Origin of the sequence: Brevibacterium sp. JSBI002, from assembly GCF_026013965.1 — a bacterium.
Classification (GTDB): Bacteria; Actinomycetota; Actinomycetes; order Actinomycetales; family Brevibacteriaceae; genus Brevibacterium.
Genome location: NZ_CP110341.1, coordinates 1,298,789 through 1,319,138 on the forward strand (window position 1 = coordinate 1,298,789; position 20,350 = coordinate 1,319,138).

The window sequence follows — 20,350 nt, forward strand, 5'->3', positions numbered from 1 at the left end:
ACCCGCTAATGTGTCACTGTTCCCCGCAGGCAGCAGAAAGTGAGACCGATCTCCAGTGGCACGAGCGAAGCTGTGGACGAAGGACTTCATCGTCGGAATCGGTCTCAACCTGACGATGTCGATGGTCTTCTATCTGCTCATGACGTCGATGGCCGGGTACGCAGTAGCACGGTTCTCCGCCGGTGAGGCCGCAGCCGGCTTCGCCTCCTCGTCGTTCGTCGTCGGTGCCGTGGTCGCTCGCGTGCTCACCGGGAAATATCTCGACTTCATCGGGCGGCGCAAACTGCTCATCATCACCATGGCGGTCTCCGTGCTCGCCTCCCTGGCCTATATCTTCGCCGGCGATCTCACTCTGCTCCTGACGCTGCGCATCGTCCACGGTATCGCCTTCGGCGCCGGGAACACGGCGATCATGACGGCTATCCAGAGCATCATTCCGGCCTCCCGCAGGGGAGAGGGCACCGGATACTTCGGCACGGCGACGACCCTGTCGACGGCGCTCGGACCGTATCTGGGGGTCCTCCTGCCCCGTGAGTTCGACTTCGCCATCCTCTTCGTCGCCTCGGCGTTCATGTCCGTCCTCGCCCTCATCTGCTGTTTCCTGATCCGGCTGCCCGTGCAGGAGATCAGCGACTATCAGAGGCGCACGAAATGGCATCTCAAACTCGGCACGCTCGTCGACCGGGACGGACTGCGGATCGGTTCGGTCATGCTCCTGGCCGGCACCGCGTATGCGGCAGCGCTGGTGTTCCTCGCCGGATATGCGGCCGAACACGGCGTCGCCTCCGCGGCGTCCCTGTTCTTCGTAGCCTTCGCCGTGGCCTCCCTGTTCGCCCGTCTGTTCGTCGGACGGCTGCAGGATACTCTCGGTGACAATGCGGTGATCTTGCCCGTCTTCATCGCCGATATCGCCGGCAATGTTCTGCTGGCGCTGTGGCCGACTATGGCGGGGATCGTCCTGGCCGGAGTGCTCATCGGTCTCGGCTTCGGCTCTCTCATGCCGTGTATGCAGGCCATCACCGTCAAGTCCGTGCCGATGAACCGTGTTCCCGTGGCCACCGCGTCATTCTTCCTCCTCCTCGACGCGGGGTCCGGCATCGGACCGGTCGTCCTCGGATTCCTCTACCCGTTCACCGGCGGAAACGGCATGTTCTTGGTCTGTGCCGGGCTCGTCGTGGTCGCCATCGGCGTGTACGTGTGGGTGCACGGGCGTCGCCGAGGCGGTCGCCCCGGCCGCGAATACCTCACCTGATCCCTCCCCAATTACTACCTGACGGGGGCCCAGCAACCTGGCGCCAGGTTGCTGGGCCCCCGTCAGGTAGTAATTGGGGAGATAGGGTGGAGGGAACGACTGGAGGATGAGAATGAAGTTCGCGCTCGCTCAGATCAATACCACCACGGAGGTGGCCGACAACCTTGAGAAGGTCCGTTCCTATTCCCGCCGGGCCGCCGCGGCCGGCGCACGGTTCGTCGTCTTCCCCGAAGCGACGATGTCGGCGTTCGGATCCGGCCTGCGCGCCATCGCCGAGGAGCACTCCGAGTCGTGGCGGGCCGCGCTGAGCGAGCTCGCCGCCGAGACCGGAATCACCGTCGTCGTCGGCGAATTCGCGGCCACTGACGACAAGGTCGTCAACCTGCTCGCTGTCTATTCCCCTGACGGCCAGCGCAGCGACTATGCGAAGATCCACCTCTACGACGCCTTCGGATTCAAGGAGTCCGACACCGTCGAAGCGGGGGAGGAGCCGGTTTCCTTTACCATCGACGGCGAGGACATCGGCCTGGCCCTGTGCTACGACATCCGGTTCCCGAAGCTCTTCGCAGAACTCAGCCGGCGAGGCGCACGTCTCACCCTTGTCCCCGCCTCCTGGGGTGCGGGACCGCGCAAGGCAGAACAGTGGGAGATCCTCGCCCGCGCCCGAGCCCTGGACTCTAACATGTTCATCGCTGCCCTCGGTCAAGCTGATCCCGAAGTGACGGGCGTCGCGGTTCCGAAGAAAGGGCCGACCGGGGTCGGCCACAGTCTGGTCTCCGACCCGCTCGGGAAGGTGCTGAACTCACTCGACGGTGCCGAACGACTCGAGATCGTCGAGATCGACCTCGACGCTGCCGACACTGCGGCGGAGACCGTCCCGGTGCTCACGAACGCGAAACTCGGGTATTGAGTTTCGAGACGGTCGCTCAGCGCATTTCCGGTGAAAATGCGGCGACTGCAATACTGTTCTCATGAGTTCCGATTCAGAGGTCCAAGCGTCGCCGCCAGTTGAGGGGCTGCGCGAACGCAAGAAGCGTGAGCGCGGGCAGGCTCTGCGTCGCGCCGCCGTCGACCTCGCCCTGGAGAAGGGCTATCACAATGTCACTGTCGAAGACATCTGTGAGCGCTGCGGAGTCTCCCGGCGAACGTTCTTCAACTACTACTCATCGAAGGAAGAGGCGCTGCTCGGCCGCGTGGACACCGTCTTCGACGAAGAGGACCAACCGGCTATCGAGGAATTCGAAGCCGGAGGACCCCATGGGCGCCTCGTCTCCGACCTCAAGCATCTGCTCGCATTCATCGTCGATACACGGATGAAGAAGCTCGACGATATGCACCAGTACCACCTCATGCTCAAACAGGATCCGTCGCTGATTCCGCTGCAGATGGCGCGAATGGGCAACAGCGAACGGCTCTTCCGGCAGATCATCCAACGACGGCTCGACGGGGCCGTCTTGCCGCCGGTGGATGTCATGGGGACTCATTCCGGTGACAATCCAGACCATGACATCGTCGTCTCTCCGCGCGCCGAGGCTGTCGCCGCCTTGTCGATGATGGTGCTCAAGACGACGTTCACCCGGATGCGGAGCGTCGACGGCGATCCGGGACCCGTGGTCGACACGCTGTTCGACGAACTGCGCGCACTCTTCCGCGAAGAGGCCGACTAGAACTCAGGTCACCGACCCAGGTGCTGGTCCCAGGTCTGGGGGAGGCGCTTGCGCACATTGCGGCGCGGAGCCCGGAAGCCCGCCCGATCGCCCTTGCGGGTTTCGGACTCGGCTTCCGCGCTGGCCTGCTGGGCCGCATAGGCGATCGCCACCTGACGGATCGCTACGACCGCGGCCACAGCAGCCGCACTGGCCATCTCGTCGCTGATCGGTTCGCCGTCATCGGCGCGCACTTGTGAACGTCCCTCCACGGAGGGCCCCCGCAGGGCCCCGTCTGAGGCGGAGGCTCCGCCCTCCTCGGCGGCGGAATCCTCACCGAGGACGGCCACCTCGGCGTCGACTTCGCCGGGCAGGTTCGCCTCGGCGTCGGTCTGCAGATCATCGCTCATAGGGGGATGTTACCGTGCTTGCGCGCGGGAGCGTCGACGTGCTTGTTCTTCAGCGCGCGCAGGGAACGCACGATCCGGCTGCGGGTCTCGCTCGGCTTGATGACGGCGTCGATGTAGCCTTCCTCGGCGGCCAGGTACGGGTTGAGCAGCGCATCCTCGTAGTCCTGGATGAGTTCGGCACGTGCCGCTTCGACATCCTCACCGGCCTCTTCGACGGCCTTGAGCTTGCGGCGATAGACGATGTTCGCCGCACCCTGGGCACCCATGACCGCGATCTGCGCGCTCGGCCAGGCGAGATTGATATCGGCACCGAGCTGTTTCGACCCCATCACGCAGTACGCGCCGCCATAGGCCTTGCGGGTGATGAGGGTGACGAGCGGAACGGTGGCTTCACCGTAGGCGTAGATGAGCTTGGCGCCGCGGCGGATGATGCCGCCGTACTCCTGATCGGTGCCCGGCAGGAACCCGGGAACATCGACGAAGGTGAGGATCGGCAGGTTGAAGGCATCGCAGAGGCGCACGAAGCGTGCGGCCTTCTCCGAGGCGTCGATGTCGAGGGTGCCGGCCAACTGCATGGGCTGGTTGGCGATGACGCCGACACTGACACCTTCGACGCGGCCGAAGCCGGTGACGACGTTCGGAGCGAAGAGCTCCGAGACCTGCAGGAAATCGCCGTCGTCGAGGACCGTGGTGACCACGTCGAGGATGTCGTAGGGCTGCGAGGGCGAATCCGGCATAAGCGTATCCAGCGCTTCGTCCTCGGGAGTCACCGACAGATCGGACTCGAACTCGTCGGCATCGGCCGGGTCGAGGTTGTTCTGTGGCAGGAACGAGAGCAGATCGCGCACATAGTTGAGCGCATCGTCCTCGTCGGAAGCCAGATAGTGGGCGTTTCCCGACACGGTGTTGTTCGTCCGTCCGCCGCCGAGTTCCTCATGGCCGACGGACTCTCCCGTGACGGTCTTGATGACGTCGGGGCCGGTGATGTACATGTGGCTGATCTGATCGACCATGATCGTGACGTCGGTCAGGGCGGGGGAGTACACGGCGCCGCCGGCCGAGGGGCCCATGATGAGCGAGATCTGCGGGATCACTCCGGACGAGGCGACATTGAGGCGGAAGATCTCCGCGAACAGCGCAATCGATCCGACGCCTTCCTGGATCCGGGCGCCTCCCGAGTCGTTGATGCCGATGATCGGGCAGCCGAGCTTGAGAGCGAGCTTCTGCACCTTGACGATCTTGCGGCCGTTGGCTTCGGCCAGGGAGCCGCCGAGGACGGTGAAGTCGTGAGCGAAGACCGCGACGGTCTTGCCTTCGATCGTGCCCAGTCCGCAGACGACTCCGTCACCGTCGGGGCGGTTGTCCTGCATCCCGAACTGGTGATTGTGATGGCGGGCGAATTCGTCGATCTCCTGGAAGGAATCGGCGTCGAGGAGAGCTGCAATGCGTTCACGGGCGGTCTGCTTGCCGCGCTTGTGCTGGTTGTCCACCGAGCGCTGATTGCCCGCGTGGGCTGCTTCTCGGCGCTGGGTGAAAGCGTCGATGCGCTCGGCTGTGGTCCGTGGAGTATCCGTCATGTATCCACAATAACGATGACGTGAGACTTCGTTGTGCACTCTCACCAAAAGAATCTAGAGTGGACTGGTGAACAGCCAACACAATTCCCTCCTCGTCGACGTCGACTCAGTGCGCCGCACCGCCGCGGACCGTGGTCTCTCGCTCCCGCCGCTGATCTGGGACGATATCTGTACGTCGACGAATGACGAACTTGCGCGAATGGTTCGAGAAGGAGCCGGCGCCGGTTCGCCCGTGGCCGAATTCACCATCCGCGGCACCGACTTCCAGAACGCCGGACACGGCCGACTGGGCCGGACCTGGACGGTGCCTGCCCGCCGGTCGCTGACGTGGTCGATTCTGCTCACACCCCCGCCCGGGTTCTCCCAGTGGGGATGGATCCCGCTCATCGCCGGTGAGGCCGTGCATTCCGCCGTCACCGAGGCGGGGGTGCCCGCCGCGATCAAATGGCCCAACGATGTGCTCACCGCCGAGGGCAGGAAGCTGTGCGGGATCCTCGCCCGCGTCGAACCCCTGGCCGCCGGACCGCAGATCGTGTTGGGGATGGGGCTCAACACCCGGTTGGAGCCTGCCGATCTGCCGCGCGAGGACGCGAGCTCTCTGGCGATCGAAACCGGAGCCGACGGTTCAGAAATTGATCATGAAGCGTTGCTAGTCTCGATTCTCGGCACACTGATCCCCTGCTACAGAGAGCTGATCGACTATGGAGATGAGGATTTCCGCGACAGCCGCACAGCGCGGAGAGTGCGTGATCATATGGTGACGCTCGGATCGAGGGTTCGGGTGGAGAAGCCCGACGGTTCCGACATCGTCGGCACCGCGACGGGGCTGGACGCCGGCGCCGACATCATCATCGACGATCAGGTGTGCTTAAGCGCCGGAGACGTCCACCACCTGCGTCCGGCCGCGTCCCCGACGTCTGCGGAGAGGAGCGAAGACTGATGGCGGTTTCGGACTTCACCGCCGGATTCGACATCGTCGAACCGGAGCGGCTGGGCACACCCGAGGTCGGAGACGCCGCTGGCACCTCCACGGAGGCTCGGCCGGCCGACGCCGGCACTCAGGCGCACAGCGACACGCCCCGGTCCGCCGACGCGTCTCAGCCGAATGCTCAGTCCCAGGCCGATGTCGCACCCCGTTCGGAGACCGATGCCGAATCCTGGTCGGAGTCGGAGAGTCGGTCCGACCCTGATTCTGCACCGAGCCCGGATTCGAACGACGACGGTGAGACCTCGTCGAGCGCCGAGGCGGACGACCGTTTCCCGGACGCCTTCCCCGAGGAGGCGGCCGAGTCGAATGCGGGAGATCCGTACGATGACGTCGACGGTGACGACGAGCCTGTCGGCGGCCTGACGGGATCCGCTCCTCAGGCAGGAGAGGTCGGCGCGCAGCTCGCCGACGAAGTGACGGCCGATCACGGCGCAGCCTCCGCGGTCCCCGCGGAGCCTGCCGATGCCGATGCGGCCGATGCCGACCCGGACATCGATGTCGATGAGGACTTCTTCAGCGGACTGCGCGAGGATCCGCGGACCACAGCGCTGCCGATCATCGACGAGGACGACGCCGATGGAGTTCTCGATGCCGATGGTCCCGACTTCGACGACACGATCTATGAGACTCGCTCCGCGGCCGAACGACTCGAAGAGATCCTGCTTGATGGCAAACGCGTCCTCGACCGGCGGGAGGCCGCGAAACTCGGCGGGATCTCCACGGTCTCGGCCCGGAAGATGTGGCGGGCCCTCGGCATGTCCCAGGCGAAGCCGACGGACAAGGCCTACACCGTCAGCGATGCGCACGCCCTGCGGATCTGGGCCAAGCCCGTCGCCGACGGACTCATCGACCAGACCACCGCGCTGTCCCTGGCTCGGGCGATCGGGCAGACGACGGACCGCCTCGTCGTCTGGCAGATGGAGACCCTCGTCGAATTCCTCACCGAGGAGAAGGGACTGACCGACCCCGAAGCACGCCGGGATGCCCTGGCCGTCGTCGAAGAGATGATCGACCCGCTGCAGAAGATGCTCACGTACTCCTGGCGGCGCAACCTCGCCGACGTCATGGGCCGTCTCAACGTCAACGTCTCCGACGGGCTGGCCATGGACAACCGGCAGGGCTGGTACGACTCCTCGATGCCGTTGGCCCGCGCCGTCGGATTCATCGACCTCGTCTCCTTCACCCGCCTGTCACAGAAGATGGAGCCACGGCAGCTGGCGGACATGGTCCAGGAGTTCCAGGGCATGGCCTACAACATCGTCGCCACCGGCGGCGGACGGGTCATCAAGACCGTCGGCGATGAAGTGTTCTTCGCCGCCTCGACACCGCTGGCCGGCGCCGAGATCGCCATGACGCTGATGGAGCGCGTCACCGCCGCCGAGGATCTGCCCCAGGCGCGCGTCGGCTTCGTCTGGGGCCGGGTGCTCTCCCGCCTCGGCGATATCTTCGGCTCCAGCGTCAACCTCGCCGCCCGCCTGACAGCAGTGGCCGATCCCGGAACGATCTTCACCGACGAGGAGACCGCGCGAGTGCTCTCGGCCTCGGACGACTACGTCTTCGAACCGCGCGATTCGATTTCGCTGCACGGACTCGGCGAGACCGCCATCGGTGAGATGAAGCGCGGCACCGCAGCCAAGATGCGCCTCGACCTCGACGACGATCCCGAGAACTCAGACCAGTGACCGAGGGCTGAGCCCGACACCGAGGTGGTGGCCGCAGCAGTTGTGCCGACCGGTGGGGCCCGGCCCCGCCGTGGAGTCGGCTCCGAGCTCAGAACAGGGCGGAGTCGTCGTCCTCGTCGTCTTCGTCGTGGGAGACGATCACGGCGCCTTCGGTGTCGAACTTCGACCGTGCGATCTCGTCCTTGGCCTCATCGAGGTCGAGATCGAGCTCATCAAAACTCGTCGCCAGTCCCTGCTGTCCCCGCTGCTCCTTGCCTGCGGATCGTTTTCCGCCGGACTTCGGCTTCTTGTCGCCGGTGCCGGACGCAGAATCCGCGTTCGCCTCGGCGTCGGCTGATGCCTCAGTCGATTCGTCGCCGTCGGTCGCCGGGGAATGGTCGTGGGATTCGGCGCCGCCGAGGCGGGGCAGGGTGCCGATGACATCGATCTTCGACTCCAAGGGCGATCCCGTCCCGTCGCGACGGGACAGTTCGGCCGGAAGCGTGCGTGCACCGCCGGCGGTGGCTGCCGCCTGCGGAGAGTCGCCGACCCAGGCCAGCGACAGTTCGGTCTCGCCCTTGAGGAACTTGTGGGCGCGCACCCCGGAGGTGGCGCGACCCTTGGTCGGGAACTCGGAGAATTCGCTGACCTTGATCGACGACGATGGGGCACCGTAGAAGTTCTCACCGCTGGCGATCGTGACGACCGCGAAGCTGCCGAGCTCGGCATCCGCGGCACCGTCCTCGTCGGTCTTCGCCGCCTTCGGGGTCATACCGAAGAAGATCACCTTCGCCTCGGCGGTCACCTTGATTCCGGCCACGCCCGAGGCGTTCCAGCCCTGTGCACGCAGTCCGGAGGCGTCGAAGGCGAGCAGCTGAGCATTCGAGGTCACGAACACGGAGAGGGAATCGTCGATGTCCTCGGGTTGGGCGACTCCGACAACGGAGTCCTTGTCCTTGAGGGTGATGGCTTCCCATTCGTTCTTGTTCGGCCGACCGGCCACCGACACGCGTTTGACGACGCCGTCGGCGGTGCCGAGGACGAATTCCCGGTCGAGGTCGATCAGACCGATGATCTTCTCGTTCTTCTCCAGCGCCGCATATTCGGCGATCTTCACACCGCCGGCGACATTGGGCCGTGCCGCGGCCGGCGGCAGGGCGGGCAGATCGACGACGTCGACCATGTGCAGGCGACCGGTGGTGGTGATGGCGCCGACCTTGCCCTGAGTGGTGGTGACGATCTCCGAGACCAGCGCATCATGGCTGGAGCGGCGACCCTCACGTGCCAGCGGAGCGGCATCCGAGGTGCGCGCAATGCGTCCGGAGGTCGACAGCAGCACCCGGCAGGGAGAATCGGCGATCTTGAGGTTCGCCGGCGCCTTCTTGCCTTTGGCCGTCAGCTCCTTCATCGAGCCTTCGATGAGGACGGTGCGTCGCGGAGAGCCGATGACCTCGGCCGTGGACTCCAGTTCCGAGGCGACGAGCTCCCGCAGCTTCGCCTCATCGGCGAGCAGTGATTCGAGGTAGTCGATCGTCTTCCTCAGCTCGTCGCGTTCGGCCTCGAGTTCGAGACGCGAGAACTTCGTGAGCCGACGCAGCTGCAGATCGAGGATGTAGGTCGCCTGCAGCTCGGAGAGCTCGAAGACGTCCATGAGGCGGGTGCGGGCCGTGGCCGCATCGTCCGAGGAGCGGATGAGCTGGATGACCTCATCGATGTCGAGGATCGCAATGAGCAGACCTTCGACGAGGTGGAGCCGGTCCTTGGCCTTGCGCAGCTGGAATACCGTGCGCCTGCGCACCACGTCGATGCGATGGGAGAGGTAGACCATGAGCAGCTCGCGCAGTCCCAAGGTCCGCGGCTGCCCCTCGACGAGGCAGACGTTGTTGATGCTGAACGATTCCTCGAGGGGGGTCTGGCGGTAGAGCTCGGCCAGCACGGCCTCGGGGTTGAAGCCGTTCTTCACACCGATGACCAGACGCATGCCGTTCTTGCGATCCGAATAGTCATCGATCGAGGCGATTCCGGACAGCTTCTTCGCCCCGACCGCGTCCTTGACCTTCGACACGACCTTCTCCGGTCCCACGAGGTAGGGCAGCTCGGTGACGACGATTCCCTTGCGGCGGGCACTGATGTTCTCGATGGACACAGTGGCTCGGGTGCGGAACGTGCCGCGACCGATCTCGTAGGCCTCGCGTACTCCGTCGAGGCCGATGATCCGCCCGCCGGTGGGCAGATCCGGGCCGGGGATGAAGCGCATGAGCTCCGAGAGTCCGGCTTCCGGATTGCGGATGAGGTGGGCGCAGGCGGCGATGACTTCGCCCGGATTGTGCGGGGCCATGTTCGTGGCCATGCCGACGGCGATGCCCGACGCGCCGTTGATGAGCAGATTCGGGAAGGCACTGGGCAGGACCTCGGGCTGAGTGAGCGTGTTGTCGTAGTTCGGCACGAAGTCGACGACGTCTTCGTCGAGCCCGGCGATCATGTGCATCGACGCGGTCGTCAGTCGAGCCTCGGTGTAGCGCGGGGCAGCGGGACCATCGTCGAGGGAGCCGAAGTTGCCGTGGCCGTCGACCAGGGGCACACGCATGATGAAGCCCTGACTGAGGCGCACGAGGGCGTCATAGATCGCGGTGTCGCCGTGCGGGTGGAGCTTGCCCATGACATCGCCGACGATGCGCGAGGACTTCACATGTCCGCGGTCAGGGCGCAGCCCCATATCGCCCATCTGGTAGACGATGCGACGCTGGACGGGTTTGAGGCCGTCCCTGGCATCGGGCAGTGCGCGGGAGTGGATGACCGAGACCGCATATTCGAGGAACGAACTCTCCATCTCTGAGGAGACGTCGACTTCGATGACTCTGCCTTCGGGCATGGAACTCCTTTGACGCACGAACTGTTCGATTCGAACACCCGCCCGCGCCGAGGCCTGACCTCAGCGGGGGAGGGCACCCGTCGATTCTAGCGTTCGATTTGCGCTCTCCGGCTCAATCGAGCATTCCCGGAGGGTCTGTGTCGAAGTTCAGGCGCTGTCGCGGCTGCCGCGCAGCCACTGGAAGAACTCCCTCATGTAGGCCTCGACATGTGCACGATCAGCCGTGCCGGCGACGAGTTCGCTGACCATCATGCCCGCGACCGAGCTGTTGACCCGCTCCGCGTGGTCGGCGTCGATGCCGGCGAAGCGCATGATGAATTCCCTGATCGCACGGAGGTTCTTCTCCTTGGCGATCACTGCCTCCGGCGGCAGTGCCGGATCCAAGCTGAGCATCATCATGGTGTAGAACCGATTGCGATCCGTGGTCAGCCAGTTCATGCAGAAGTCGATGGCGACCTCGATAGCGTCCGCGCCCGGAGTACGCACCAGCTCCGGCAGGCGCTCGAGCTGCTGGGAGTTGAGCTCACCGATGCGCTCCATGATTCCGGTGATCAGGGCATCGCGGGTGCGGTAGACATTCGAAGTCGACCCCACCGGCAGTTCGGCCAGTGCATCGACTGCCCGATGGGTGAGCCCGCGGACTCCTTGTTCGGCGACTACGGCGATCGCGGAGTCGGTGACGACGTCTCTGCGCGAAATCATGACTGTGAGGCCTCGCTCTCATGGGACACCCGCTGAATGCGGACGCCTGGGACGGTGGATGACCAGTGACTGGCCACAGACGGTGGCCGCCGGAGCGGCCATCCATTAAAACACGAATTCATAACATTTCGTGGTGAACGGATACAGACACTACCCGTCAAGTCTGCGAATTGGTATAGGACGCGCCAATATGGCGCTTGGACACCGAAAGTCGAAGGCTTCCTGCGGAGGGCGTGGATTCTCCTTTCAGCTGGGCGGGTGTCTGCTCCGAACCGTCTCAGCTCAGCAGTCGGCGGGTGCCGTCGATGCGGGTGGGGTCGGGCAGCAGATCGACACGGGCGCTGAGCACATGCCCCTCGGTCTCCGTAGCGATCATCGGATGGATGACGAGTTCGAGGATCTGCGGATGACGTTCGACGAGCACCGAGAGCCTTTCGAGGACGTCGATGAGTGGGTCGATGTTCATCGGCGGAAGACCGCGGTAGCCGAACAGGCGCGGGGAGGCCTTGACCGTGCGGATCATGTCCTCGGCCTCCCGATCCGTCAGCGGCGCGACCCGGTGCGAGACGTCGCCGAGCAGCTCGGTCGTGTCCCCGGCCAGAGAGAAGGACAGCAGCGGTCCGAGGAGGGGGTCCTCGCCGGCGCGGATGACACACGGGACACCGTGGGGGGCCATGGCCTGAACGTCGACGAGGGGCTCGTCGTCGCCGATCACCTGGGTGATGATCCGCTGCACGGCAGCGAAGTCCTCGGCCAGTTCTTCGGGCGAATCGATGTTCAGGCGCACCCCGCCGAGCTCCATGCGGTGCCGGAGCACGTTCGTCACCGCCTTCAGCGCCACGGGATAGCCGATCTTCTCGGCGGCGGCGAGCCCCTCGTCGACCGAGGAAGCAGCGATATAAGGCAGGACCTCGATCCCGTAGGCGCGGAGCAGCTCTCTCGTCGCATCGCGTTCGATGCGAACCGGTGTGCCCAGCGGCGCCCCGTCGAGAGCCGAATCGATGATCGAACGCACCGCTTTGTCGTCGATGTCGTCGAGTTCGACGTACCGACCGTGGTCGGCGGCGCGCCAACGCGAGTAGTCTGTCGCCCTGGCCAGCGCCCACACGGCATCCTCCGGTCCGATGTAGCTGGGCACCGTGCGGGAGACGCGGTTGCCGTCCTGGTCCTTGAGGTAGCTGGTCAGTTCGTCGCGGACACCTTGAATGCCGAGGAAGCAGGCCACAGTGGTCTTCTCCGACTGTGCGGCGGCCTCGGACAGCAGCGCGGCGATCTCCGACTCCTCGGCTCCCGCCGACGGGGTGAAGGTGACGATGACCGAGTCGACGTCGTCGCCGGCATACATCGCATCGAGTTCGGTCCGGAAGGTCTCCGCATCGACCTCGGGGTGCAGGGACACGGGCTCGGTGTCGACGCGCAGACCTTCGGAACGGGCGCGCTGCATGATCAGGGTGCTCATCGCCGCGGAGTTGCCGATGACACCGACCCGGCGGCCCGCCGGCAGCTTCTGGGTCGAGAACACCTGGGTGAGGTCGAAGAGCTGGTGGATCGTATCCGCGCGGATCACTCCCGCCTGCTCGAGCACCTGGTCGAGGGTGTTCGGCGCCAGGGACGAGGTGCGCACGATATGCCCGGGCGGCAGCTCCCGCCCCGTGAGGTCGGACTTGATGACGACGACGGGTTTGACGCGGGAGACTCGACGGGCGATGCGCGAGAACTTGCGCGGGTTGCCGATGGATTCGAGGTAGAGGCCGACGGTCTGCGTGGCCGGATCCTCCTCCCAGTACTGCAGGAGGTCGTTGCCTGAGAGGTCGGCGCGGTTGCCTGCGGAGACGAAGGTGGAGATGCCCAGTCCGCGGGTCTTCGCTGCCGCGAGCAGGGCGGTGCCGAGGGCTCCGGACTGGCTGAAGAGCCCGAGCGTTCCGGAGACCGGGAGGAACGGGGCCAGAGAGGCGTTGAGCGAGATGTCGGCGGCCTCGTTGACCAGTCCGAAGGAGTTCGGCCCGACCACGCGCATTCCGTAGGCGCGGGAGGTTGCGACCATGCGGCGCTGGAGTTCGGCCCCTTCGGGACCGGTCTCGGCGAATCCGGAGGAGATGACGAGCACGGCTTTGACCCCGTGCACGGCACAGTCCTTGACCACCTCGGTGACGGATTCGGCGGGCACGGCGATGACCGCGAGGTCGGCCTTGCCCGGCAGATCGGCGAGGCTCGGATAGGCTTGGACGCCGGCGACCTGATCGGCTTCGGGGTGGACGACCCACAGGTCGCCGGTGAACTTCGCGGCCGTGATGTTGCGGATGAGCAGATGGCCGGTGGAGTTGCGTTTGCGGCTGGCGCCGATCACCGCCACCGAGGCGGGGTGGAGGACCGTGCGCACACTCAGGGCCTCGGCCCTGTGTTCCCTGGAGGCCTGGACTTCGATGGACCGCGCCGTGGGATCTATGTCGAACTTCACGGCCACGACACCGTCATCGAACCCGCGGGAGACCTCGTAGCCGGCGGCCTGGAAGACCTGCAGCATCGACCGGTTCTGGGGAAGCACTTCGGCGGTGAATCGCTGGATCCCCGATTCGCGCGCGGCCGCGGCCAGATGCTCCAGCAGGATCGAACCGACCCCGCGGCCCTGGTGGGCATCGGCGATGTTGAACGCCACCTCGGCCTCGGTGTCGCTGATCCGATCGAAGCGGCCGACGCCGATGATGTCGTCGCCGATGAGCATGATCAGCGCCACTCGGTCGTGGTGGTCGACGTTGACGAAGCGGTCGAGGTCGCGTTTGGGAAGCCGGGGCAGCGGAGCGAAGAAGCGCAGATAGACGGACTCCGGCGATTGGGCCTCGTGCATGCGGGCCAGAGCAGCGGAATCGTCAGGGGTGATCGGGCGAAGGTGGGCGGTGCCGCCGTCGCGGAGGACGACATCGGCTTCCCACCCGGCAGGATAGTCTTCCATAGTCCCAGCATATGCGTCGGGCGTCCGGATATGGCCGACCTCGCTGGGACAAGTCAGAGGAGTGGGGCACAATGGTGGGCATGGCATTACCCGAAGTTCTCGTTCACGATCTGCAGTCGGCCGGCTACTATCCCCAGCTCACTCAGGGCATCCTCGCCGACTCGCTCTACGACGAACCGGTCTTGGCCCACTTCGTCCACATCGACACACATGTCGACATCGAATCCATCCACCGGCATGTCACCGCCTTCGTCCTCACCGAGACCCGCCTCCTGCTGGCTCACGTCGATGACGATCCGAACGCGGAACCCGGCGCCAAACCCCGTGCCGTCACGAGCAGTGAGGACATCGAACTCGATCGCCTGGGCACCGTGATGGTCGGCCGCACCTTCGCCGATCCGGCCGCCTACAAGCCCGGTGACAAGCCCGTCGAAGTTTCGCTGACCATGTCGTGGGGTGCGTCGAAGCGCATCGAGGCCTTCCCCGAGACCTGCGGAGATCCCAACTGCATGGGTGATCACGGATACGGCGGATCGATCTTCGCCGAGGATGTCATGCTCCGGGTCTCGGCCGAAGCCGAAGGGCAGACCGCTGTCGACCGCATGGCCGACTTCGCCGGGAAGCTGCGCGCCGCAGTCTTCCACGCCCGGCTGCGGTCGCGCCGCTGATGAGCGAGGACTCGACGAGTCAAAGGCAGCAGGGCCCATCCGGTGCTGAGCACCTCGGGCCCCCGGACTATGCGGGGCCCATGCTCTCCGATGTCGTTCCCGCCGCGGCGCTGAGCCTCGGTGCGGCCGACGCCCTCGATGCGCCGATGTCCGATCGTGCACGAACGCTCGGACTCGACCGGGAGTCCCGGGCGACGATCGTCGTGCTCATCGACGGTCTCGGGGAGCAGCAGCTGCGACGCTACAGCGGATACACTCCCTTCTTCCGGTCGCAGGCCGGAACACGCCGTACCCTGTCCGCTGGATTCCCGTCGACGACGGCGAACTCTCTGTCGTCGTTGGCCACGGGCCGCCTGCCCGGCGCCCACGGCGTGGTCGGCTACCGCGTTCTCGACCCGGAGAAGGACGCGGTGTTCAACCAGCTGACGTGGAACCTCGACGTCGACCCCGTCGCCTGGGTCCCCGATGCGACGCTCTTCGAACGCCTCACCGATGCCGGAATCGATGTGGTCAGCCTCGGAGAGAAGAAGTTCGCCGGACGCGGCCTCAACCGGGCCTCGCTGCGCGGCGGCAGATTCCGGGACTCGAAGAGCCTGGAGGAGCGCTGTGCCCAGGCTCTCGCCGAGGCGAGGGCTCCCGGCCGCCGCCTCGTCTACCTCTATTGGGGCAATCTCGACAAGACCGGTCATGTGCACGGTGCGGACTCCGCCGCTTGGACAGAAGAACTCGAACGCGTCGATCTTGCCATGTCCCGACTCGCCTCCGACCTGCCGCACGACGCGACCATGCTCATCACCGCCGACCACGGCATGGTCGACGTCGACCATGAACGTCGTTTCGACCTCGCTGAACTCCCTGAGCTCAAGGCCGGCCTGCGCCACGTCGGCGGAGAGCCGCGCGCACTGCATCTCTACGCCGCTGAGGGCGCCGAGGCGGACGTGCTCTCGGTCTGGCAGGAGACGCTCGGCGACCGCGGGCTCATCCTGCCGAAAGCCTCGGCGATCGACCGCGGCTATTTCGGTCCAGTGGCCCCGCACGTCTATCCGCGGATCGGGGATTTCCTCGTTATCTGCACCGATGGCTTCGCCGTGGTCGATTCGGAAGTGGAATCCGCCTCGGCGCTGGCCCTCATCGGTCATCATGGTTCCACCACGGAGCAGGAGCTGCAGATCCCGCTGCTCGTCGTGTGAGCGGTGTCGACCGCAGCCGAGATGACCCACCACCGACCTTCTGGGAGCACCCGTTGACGACGATCCGCTGGACCGAGGACGGCATCGGCCGCGCAGCCGACTGGCATTCGGAGAACGGGGCGCCGCCTCCCGCGACTGTGCAGATCATCGGAGACGAGACGACCGCCGACGAAGCCTGCCGATCGGCACGCGCCGGAGTGGGACTGCTGTGGCGCGGAGACTTCCACAACGGCCGTCAACTCGTCCAGGCGATGAGCCGTCGGCTCAGAGGCGACCGAGGCGGAAACCGTGAAGCCACCGGGGGTCGACGTTCCGGCGGCCGTCGCGGCGGCCGGGGCCGATCCCGCGACAGACGGGGCAGAGACCGATTCGTGGGATCCGGGGACAGTGATGGCCCTGCTCTCGATCCCGCTCAGGCATTCTTCGCCGAACGTGACGCCATCGAGCAGCGGGCCCGGCTGCTCGGCAGAGTCGTCGTCGAGCTCGGCCCGGACTTCGACCTCGCGCTGCGCCGTGCCCCCGACGTCGCCGCGGCCTGCCGCGCCGCCTACGGCCCGGCCGACGGACCGGTCTGCGTGTCGCTCACCGAACTCGGCGGAGTGCTCAGCGCCTATGAATGGCAGCTGCGAGGAGTCGAGATCCCGGCTCTGGGCGATTCCGTCCATCCGCGCTACGGCGTCTTCTCGCCTGTGCGGGGAGAGTACCTCGATCTCGTCGCGCAGACGCCCCTGCCGTGGGGAAGGCAGGCCGGTTCGGTTTCGACCGACACGGATTCCGCGCAGCCGACCGGCACCGCATTCGACCTCGGAACGGGGACCGGAGTCCTCGCCGCGATCCTGCTGCGGCGCGGCGCTGCGACAGTGGTGGCCACCGACATCAACCCGCGCGCCGTCGCCTGCGCCAGTGATAACCTCGACCGTCTCTGTCCAGGTGCCGATGTGAGTGTGATCGAGGCCGACCTGTTTCCGCCTGGTCGCGCCGACCTCATCGTGTGCAATCCGCCGTGGCTGCCCGCCCAGCCGACCTCGGCACTCGAGATCGGCATCTACGATCCGAACTCCGCTGTCCTCCATCGCTTCATCGAGAGACTGACCGACCACCTCACCCCGGCGGGGGAGGGATGGCTGATCATCTCCGACCTCGCCGAACGATTGAGCCTCAGGCCCTCGGGCGAGCTCCGCGAACGCATCGAGGCGGCAGGACTGCGCGTGCTCGAACGCATCGACACGGTGCCCCGCCATCCCCGCGCCGCAGATACCGCCGACGCGCTCCACGCTGCCCGCGGCGCCGAAGTGACCTCACTGTGGCGGCTGGGACTGAGATGAGCTGCCGACCGCTCGGCCGATCCACGATATGACCGCAGTCGATCCGGGACGGGCGCGGAAGATAGGATGGAAAACGTGACTTTTCCTCGAATCGGTGTCATTGGCGGCGGTCAACTGGCACGCATGCTCGCCCCCGCCGCAGAAGCCCTCGGCGTCCGCTTCTCCGTTCTCGCGGAGACCGCCGACGCCCCCGCCACACAGGTCATCAGCGAGGTGACCGTCGGTGACTATACGGACTATCCGACGCTCAAGGCCTTCGCCGAGACCGTCGACGTCATCACCTTCGACCACGAACACGTCCCACCGGAGCATCTGCAGGCTCTCGTCGAGGCCGGACACGCCGTGCGCCCCGGGCCCGATGCCCTCATCTTCGCCCAGGACAAGATCCGGATGCGCACGAAGATGGACGAACTCGGTCTGCCCAACCCCGCCTGGGCGGAGATCACCTCGGCCGCCGATGTCGAGGCGTTCGCCGCTCGCGTCGGATACCCCTTCATCCTCAAGACGCCCCGCGGCGGCTATGACGGCAAGGGCGTGCGCGTCATCGACAGCCTCGACGAGGCCGTCGAGTGGCTGAACGAGGTTCCTCAGCTGCTCGCCGAGGAGAAGGTCGACTTCAACCGCGAGCTCGCGGTCATGGTCGGGCGCTCCCCGATGGGGCAGACCGCCGTGTGGCCGGTCGTCGAGACCTGGCAGCAGAACGGCGTGTGCAAGGAGGCCATCGCCCCGGCGCCGCATCTGTCCGAGGAGAAGGCGCGGGCCATCACCGAAGCGATCCTCACGGTCGCCGGCACCCTCGAGGTCACCGGCGTCATGGCGATGGAGATGTTCGAGACCGACGAGGGCTTCCTCATCAACGAATTCGCGATGCGCCCGCACAATACGGGGCACTGGACCCAGGACGGAGCGGTGACGAGCCAATTCGAGCAGCACCTCCGCGCGGTCCTCGACCTTCCCCTCGGCAGCCCCGCGGCACGGGAGGACGTGTCCGTGATGGTCAACATCCTCGGCGCCGATCACGACGACCTGTATCAGCCGTACCTCCACGTCATGGCCCATGACCCGGCAGTGAAGGTCCACCTGTACGGCAAGGGCGTGCGGCCGGGGCGGAAGGTCGGCCACGTCAATGCCTACGGCGAGGATCGGCAGCTCGTGCTCGCCCGTGCGCGGCATGCTGCGGACTTCATCGCCGGCGTCGATGTCGATCCGCACCCGCAGATGCCCGCGCCGGAGGACCTGCGGGCCGAGGGCGAATCCGGCACACGTTGAGCCCCGGACTCATCCGCCACTCATCCGCACGCCTACACCACCCGCCACCCATCCGCACCGACGGATTTCAACCGCCTGCAGCGAAGGACGCACTGATGACCACAGCGAACGAAGGCTCCACTGACACGGCGGCTCCGGTCGGCATCGTCATGGGCTCGGATTCGGACTGGCCGACGATGAAGGCCGCCGCCGATGCCCTCGATGAGCTCGGGATCGAATCGAGCGCCGAAGTGGTCTCCGCTCACCGGATGCCCGAGGACATGGTCGACTGGGCGAAGTCCGCGGCCGACCGCGGCATCCGTGTGATCATCGCCGGTGCCGGGGGAGCGGCTCATCTGCCCGGGATGATCGCGTCGATGACCTCACTTCCGGTCATCGGTGTTCCCGTTCCCCTGAAGCATCTCGACGGAATGGACTCGCTGCTGTCCATCGTGCAGATGCCCGGCGGAGTTCCCGTGGCCACCGTTTCGATCGGCGGTGCCAAGAACGCCGGCCTGCTGGCGGCGCGCATCCTCGGGGCAGGTCACGGTGCCGAAGCCGAGGCTCTGCGCACTCGTCTCGATGACTATCGGTCCCAGCTGCGGCAGGTCGCTCTCGACAAAGGGCGGGCGCTGCAGGAATAATAGAGCTTGCTGAACGTTTGATAAGTTTGAGGAGAATGATGTTCGACCTGTACCAGCCCAGCGAAGAGCACGAAGAGATCCGCGCCGCAGTCCGCAACGTCGTCGAGAAGAAGGTCGCGCCGTTCGCCGCCGAAGTCGACGCAGACTCCCGCTATCCGCAGGAGGCGCATGACGCCCTCGTCGAGACGGACTTCTTCGCCGCGCACATCCCCGAAGAGTACGGGGGCATGGGCGCCGATGCGCTGGCCGTGTCGATCATCATCGAAGAGGTCGCACGCGGCTGCGTCTCATCCTCGCTGATTCCGGCTGTGAACAAGCTCGGCAGCATGCCTGTCCAGCTCGGAGGCAGCGAAGAGATCAAGAAGAAGTACTTCCCCTCCGTGGCCGCCGGTGAAGCAGGATTCTCCTACGGCCTTTCCGAGCGCGAAGCCGGATCGGACACCGCATCGATGAAGACCCGTGCCGAACGTGACGGCGACGACTGGATCCTCAACGGGGTCAAGACCTGGATCACCAACGCCGGAGAATCCGAGTACTACACGGTCATGGCCGTGACCGACCCCGACGGAGCCCGTGGACGCAACATCTCCGCCTTCGTCGTCGAGAAGTCCGATGAGGGCTTCACCTTCGGGGAGAAGGAGCGCAAGCTCGGCATCAAGGGCTCGCCCACCCGCGAGCTCCTCTTCGACAATGTCCGCCTGCCCGGCGACCGCATCGTCGGTGAGCCCGGGGAAGGGCTGAAGATCGCCCTGCGCACCCTCGACCACACCCGTGTCACGATCGCAGCGCAGGCCGTCGGCGTCGCCCAGGGCGCGCTCGACTATGCCCTGGCCTACGTCAAGGATCGGCAGCAGTTCGGCAAGTCGATCGCCGATAATCAGGCGATCCAGTTCATGCTCGCCGATATGGGCATGAAGCTCGAGGCCGCACGCCAGCTGACCTACACGGCTGCCGCCAAGAGCGAACGTGGTGATGAGGACCTTACGTACTTCGGCGCCGCGGCGAAGGCCTTCGCCTCCGATGCCGCAATGGAGATCACCACGGACGCCGTGCAGCTGCTCGGCGGAGCGGGCTACGTCGTCGACCACCCGGTCGAGCGGATGATGCGCGATGCGAAGATCACGCAGATCTACGAGGGTACCAATCAGATCCAGCGCATGGTGATGGGACGCAAGCTCCTCGCCTGAGCCGGGTTCGGACGCTCTGCGGCAGGCCGC

Annotated in this window: 16 protein-coding genes; 11 read left to right on the top strand and 5 right to left on the bottom strand. The window is 65.9% G+C overall.

The features are described 5' to 3' along the window. Nucleotides 1-55: 55 nt before the first annotated feature. From LJ362_RS05845 to LJ362_RS05855, 3 genes are all read left to right on the top strand, one after another. A complete protein-coding gene (locus tag LJ362_RS05845) occupies nucleotides 56-1,252 on the top strand; it encodes an MFS transporter (protein WP_264801207.1) in 1,197 nt (398 codons plus the stop codon). A gap of 112 nt (nucleotides 1,253-1,364) precedes the next feature. Next, a complete protein-coding gene (locus LJ362_RS05850; protein WP_264801208.1) occupies nucleotides 1,365-2,162 on the top strand; it encodes a nitrilase-related carbon-nitrogen hydrolase in 798 nt (265 codons plus the stop codon). Between the two features lie 61 nt (nucleotides 2,163-2,223). Beyond that, on the top strand, nucleotides 2,224-2,919 hold the full coding sequence (locus tag LJ362_RS05855; RefSeq protein ID WP_264801209.1) for a TetR/AcrR family transcriptional regulator: 696 nt from the start codon (nucleotides 2,224-2,226) through the stop codon (nucleotides 2,917-2,919). Nucleotides 2,920-2,927: 8 nt separating this feature from the next. Here the strand turns inward: LJ362_RS05855 and LJ362_RS05860 are convergent, their stop codons facing one another. Together LJ362_RS05860 and LJ362_RS05865 are read right to left on the bottom strand one after the other, a co-directional pair. Further along, nucleotides 2,928-3,308: a hypothetical protein gene (locus LJ362_RS05860; RefSeq protein WP_264801210.1), complete on the bottom strand. Its 381-nt coding sequence runs from the start codon at nucleotides 3,306-3,308 to the stop codon at nucleotides 2,928-2,930. Further along, complete coding sequence (locus LJ362_RS05865; RefSeq protein WP_264801211.1) at nucleotides 3,305-4,885, bottom strand: acyl-CoA carboxylase subunit beta; 1,581 nt, start codon at nucleotides 4,883-4,885, stop codon at nucleotides 3,305-3,307. The genes LJ362_RS05860 and LJ362_RS05865 overlap by 4 nt, the downstream gene beginning before the upstream one ends. A 67-nt stretch (nucleotides 4,886-4,952) precedes the next feature. On the opposite strand from LJ362_RS05865, the gene LJ362_RS05870 reads away from it, so the two are divergent. Both LJ362_RS05870 and LJ362_RS05875 read left to right on the top strand, forming a co-directional pair. After that, on the top strand, nucleotides 4,953-5,825 hold the full coding sequence (locus LJ362_RS05870; protein WP_264801212.1) for a biotin--[acetyl-CoA-carboxylase] ligase: 873 nt from the start codon (nucleotides 4,953-4,955) through the stop codon (nucleotides 5,823-5,825). Next, nucleotides 5,825-7,555 carry an adenylate/guanylate cyclase domain-containing protein gene (locus LJ362_RS05875; RefSeq protein WP_264801213.1) on the top strand — a complete coding sequence of 577 codons (1,731 nt, stop codon included), beginning with the start codon at nucleotides 5,825-5,827 and terminating at the stop codon, nucleotides 7,553-7,555. The genes LJ362_RS05870 and LJ362_RS05875 overlap by 1 nt, the downstream gene beginning before the upstream one ends. A gap of 88 nt (nucleotides 7,556-7,643) precedes the next feature. Here the strand turns inward: LJ362_RS05875 and LJ362_RS05880 are convergent, their stop codons facing one another. From LJ362_RS05880 to LJ362_RS05890, 3 genes are all read right to left on the bottom strand, one after another. Continuing rightward, the gene (locus LJ362_RS05880) at nucleotides 7,644-10,406 is read right to left on the bottom strand and encodes a DNA topoisomerase (ATP-hydrolyzing) subunit A (RefSeq protein WP_264801214.1); all 2,763 of its coding nucleotides are present in this window, start codon (nucleotides 10,404-10,406) and stop codon (nucleotides 7,644-7,646) included. Nucleotides 10,407-10,553: 147 nt separating this feature from the next. After that, nucleotides 10,554-11,108 (bottom strand): TetR/AcrR family transcriptional regulator, encoded by a 555-nt coding sequence (locus LJ362_RS05885; protein ID WP_264801215.1) that lies wholly within the window; start codon nucleotides 11,106-11,108, stop codon nucleotides 10,554-10,556. Between the two features lie 277 nt (nucleotides 11,109-11,385). Further along, nucleotides 11,386-14,058 (bottom strand): bifunctional GNAT family N-acetyltransferase/acetate--CoA ligase family protein, encoded by a 2,673-nt coding sequence (locus tag LJ362_RS05890; protein WP_264801216.1) that lies wholly within the window; start codon nucleotides 14,056-14,058, stop codon nucleotides 11,386-11,388. Between the two features lie 80 nt (nucleotides 14,059-14,138). Here LJ362_RS05890 and LJ362_RS05895 point away from each other — a divergent pair, with 80 nt between their 5' ends. The 6 genes from LJ362_RS05895 to LJ362_RS05920 all read left to right on the top strand — a co-directional run bounded on the left by LJ362_RS05895 (nucleotide 14,139) and on the right by LJ362_RS05920 (nucleotide 20,320). Further along, nucleotides 14,139-14,726 carry a DUF5998 family protein gene (locus LJ362_RS05895; RefSeq protein ID WP_264801218.1) on the top strand — a complete coding sequence of 196 codons (588 nt, stop codon included), beginning with the start codon at nucleotides 14,139-14,141 and terminating at the stop codon, nucleotides 14,724-14,726. Further along, complete coding sequence (locus LJ362_RS05900; RefSeq protein ID WP_264801219.1) at nucleotides 14,726-15,916, top strand: alkaline phosphatase family protein; 1,191 nt, start codon at nucleotides 14,726-14,728, stop codon at nucleotides 15,914-15,916. The genes LJ362_RS05895 and LJ362_RS05900 overlap by 1 nt, the downstream gene beginning before the upstream one ends. Further along, nucleotides 15,913-17,241, top strand: coding sequence for a class I SAM-dependent methyltransferase (locus LJ362_RS05905; RefSeq protein WP_264801220.1), 1,329 nt, complete (start codon nucleotides 15,913-15,915; stop codon nucleotides 17,239-17,241). The genes LJ362_RS05900 and LJ362_RS05905 overlap by 4 nt, the downstream gene beginning before the upstream one ends. 66 nt (nucleotides 17,242-17,307) lie before the next feature. Next, the gene (locus LJ362_RS05910; protein WP_264801221.1) at nucleotides 17,308-18,510 is read left to right on the top strand and encodes a 5-(carboxyamino)imidazole ribonucleotide synthase; all 1,203 of its coding nucleotides are present in this window, start codon (nucleotides 17,308-17,310) and stop codon (nucleotides 18,508-18,510) included. A 95-nt stretch (nucleotides 18,511-18,605) separates the two neighbouring features. Continuing rightward, entirely contained in the window at nucleotides 18,606-19,133 is a 528-nt protein-coding gene (purE, locus tag LJ362_RS05915) for a 5-(carboxyamino)imidazole ribonucleotide mutase (protein ID WP_169251907.1), read from the top strand. 38 nt (nucleotides 19,134-19,171) lie between these two features. After that, on the top strand, nucleotides 19,172-20,320 hold the full coding sequence (locus tag LJ362_RS05920; protein WP_320109171.1) for an acyl-CoA dehydrogenase family protein: 1,149 nt from the start codon (nucleotides 19,172-19,174) through the stop codon (nucleotides 20,318-20,320). The last annotated feature ends 30 nt before the right edge of the window (nucleotides 20,321-20,350 follow it).

Excerpts from the sequence above, each read along its gene's own strand:
- LJ362_RS05850 (WP_264801208.1), top strand. The coding sequence starts at position 1,365 with ATGAAGTTCGCGCTCGCTCAGATCAATACCACCACGGAGGTGGCCGAC.
- LJ362_RS05855 (WP_264801209.1), top strand. The coding sequence starts at position 2,224 with ATGAGTTCCGATTCAGAGGTCCAAGCGTCGCCGCCAGTTGAGGGGCTG.
- LJ362_RS05860 (WP_264801210.1), bottom strand. The coding sequence starts at position 3,308 with ATGAGCGATGATCTGCAGACCGACGCCGAGGCGAACCTGCCCGGCGAA.
- LJ362_RS05865 (WP_264801211.1), bottom strand. The coding sequence starts at position 4,885 with ATGACGGATACTCCACGGACCACAGCCGAGCGCATCGACGCTTTCACC.
- LJ362_RS05875 (WP_264801213.1), top strand. The coding sequence starts at position 5,825 with ATGGCGGTTTCGGACTTCACCGCCGGATTCGACATCGTCGAACCGGAG.
- LJ362_RS05880 (WP_264801214.1), bottom strand. The coding sequence starts at position 10,406 with ATGCCCGAAGGCAGAGTCATCGAAGTCGACGTCTCCTCAGAGATGGAG.
- LJ362_RS05885 (WP_264801215.1), bottom strand. The coding sequence starts at position 11,108 with ATGATTTCGCGCAGAGACGTCGTCACCGACTCCGCGATCGCCGTAGTC.
- LJ362_RS05890 (WP_264801216.1), bottom strand. The coding sequence starts at position 14,058 with ATGGAAGACTATCCTGCCGGGTGGGAAGCCGATGTCGTCCTCCGCGAC.
- LJ362_RS05895 (WP_264801218.1), top strand. The coding sequence starts at position 14,139 with ATGGCATTACCCGAAGTTCTCGTTCACGATCTGCAGTCGGCCGGCTAC.
- LJ362_RS05900 (WP_264801219.1), top strand. The coding sequence starts at position 14,726 with ATGAGCGAGGACTCGACGAGTCAAAGGCAGCAGGGCCCATCCGGTGCT.
- LJ362_RS05910 (WP_264801221.1), top strand. The coding sequence starts at position 17,308 with ATGGAAAACGTGACTTTTCCTCGAATCGGTGTCATTGGCGGCGGTCAA.
- purE (WP_169251907.1), top strand. The coding sequence starts at position 18,606 with ATGACCACAGCGAACGAAGGCTCCACTGACACGGCGGCTCCGGTCGGC.
- LJ362_RS05920 (WP_320109171.1), top strand. The coding sequence starts at position 19,172 with ATGTTCGACCTGTACCAGCCCAGCGAAGAGCACGAAGAGATCCGCGCC.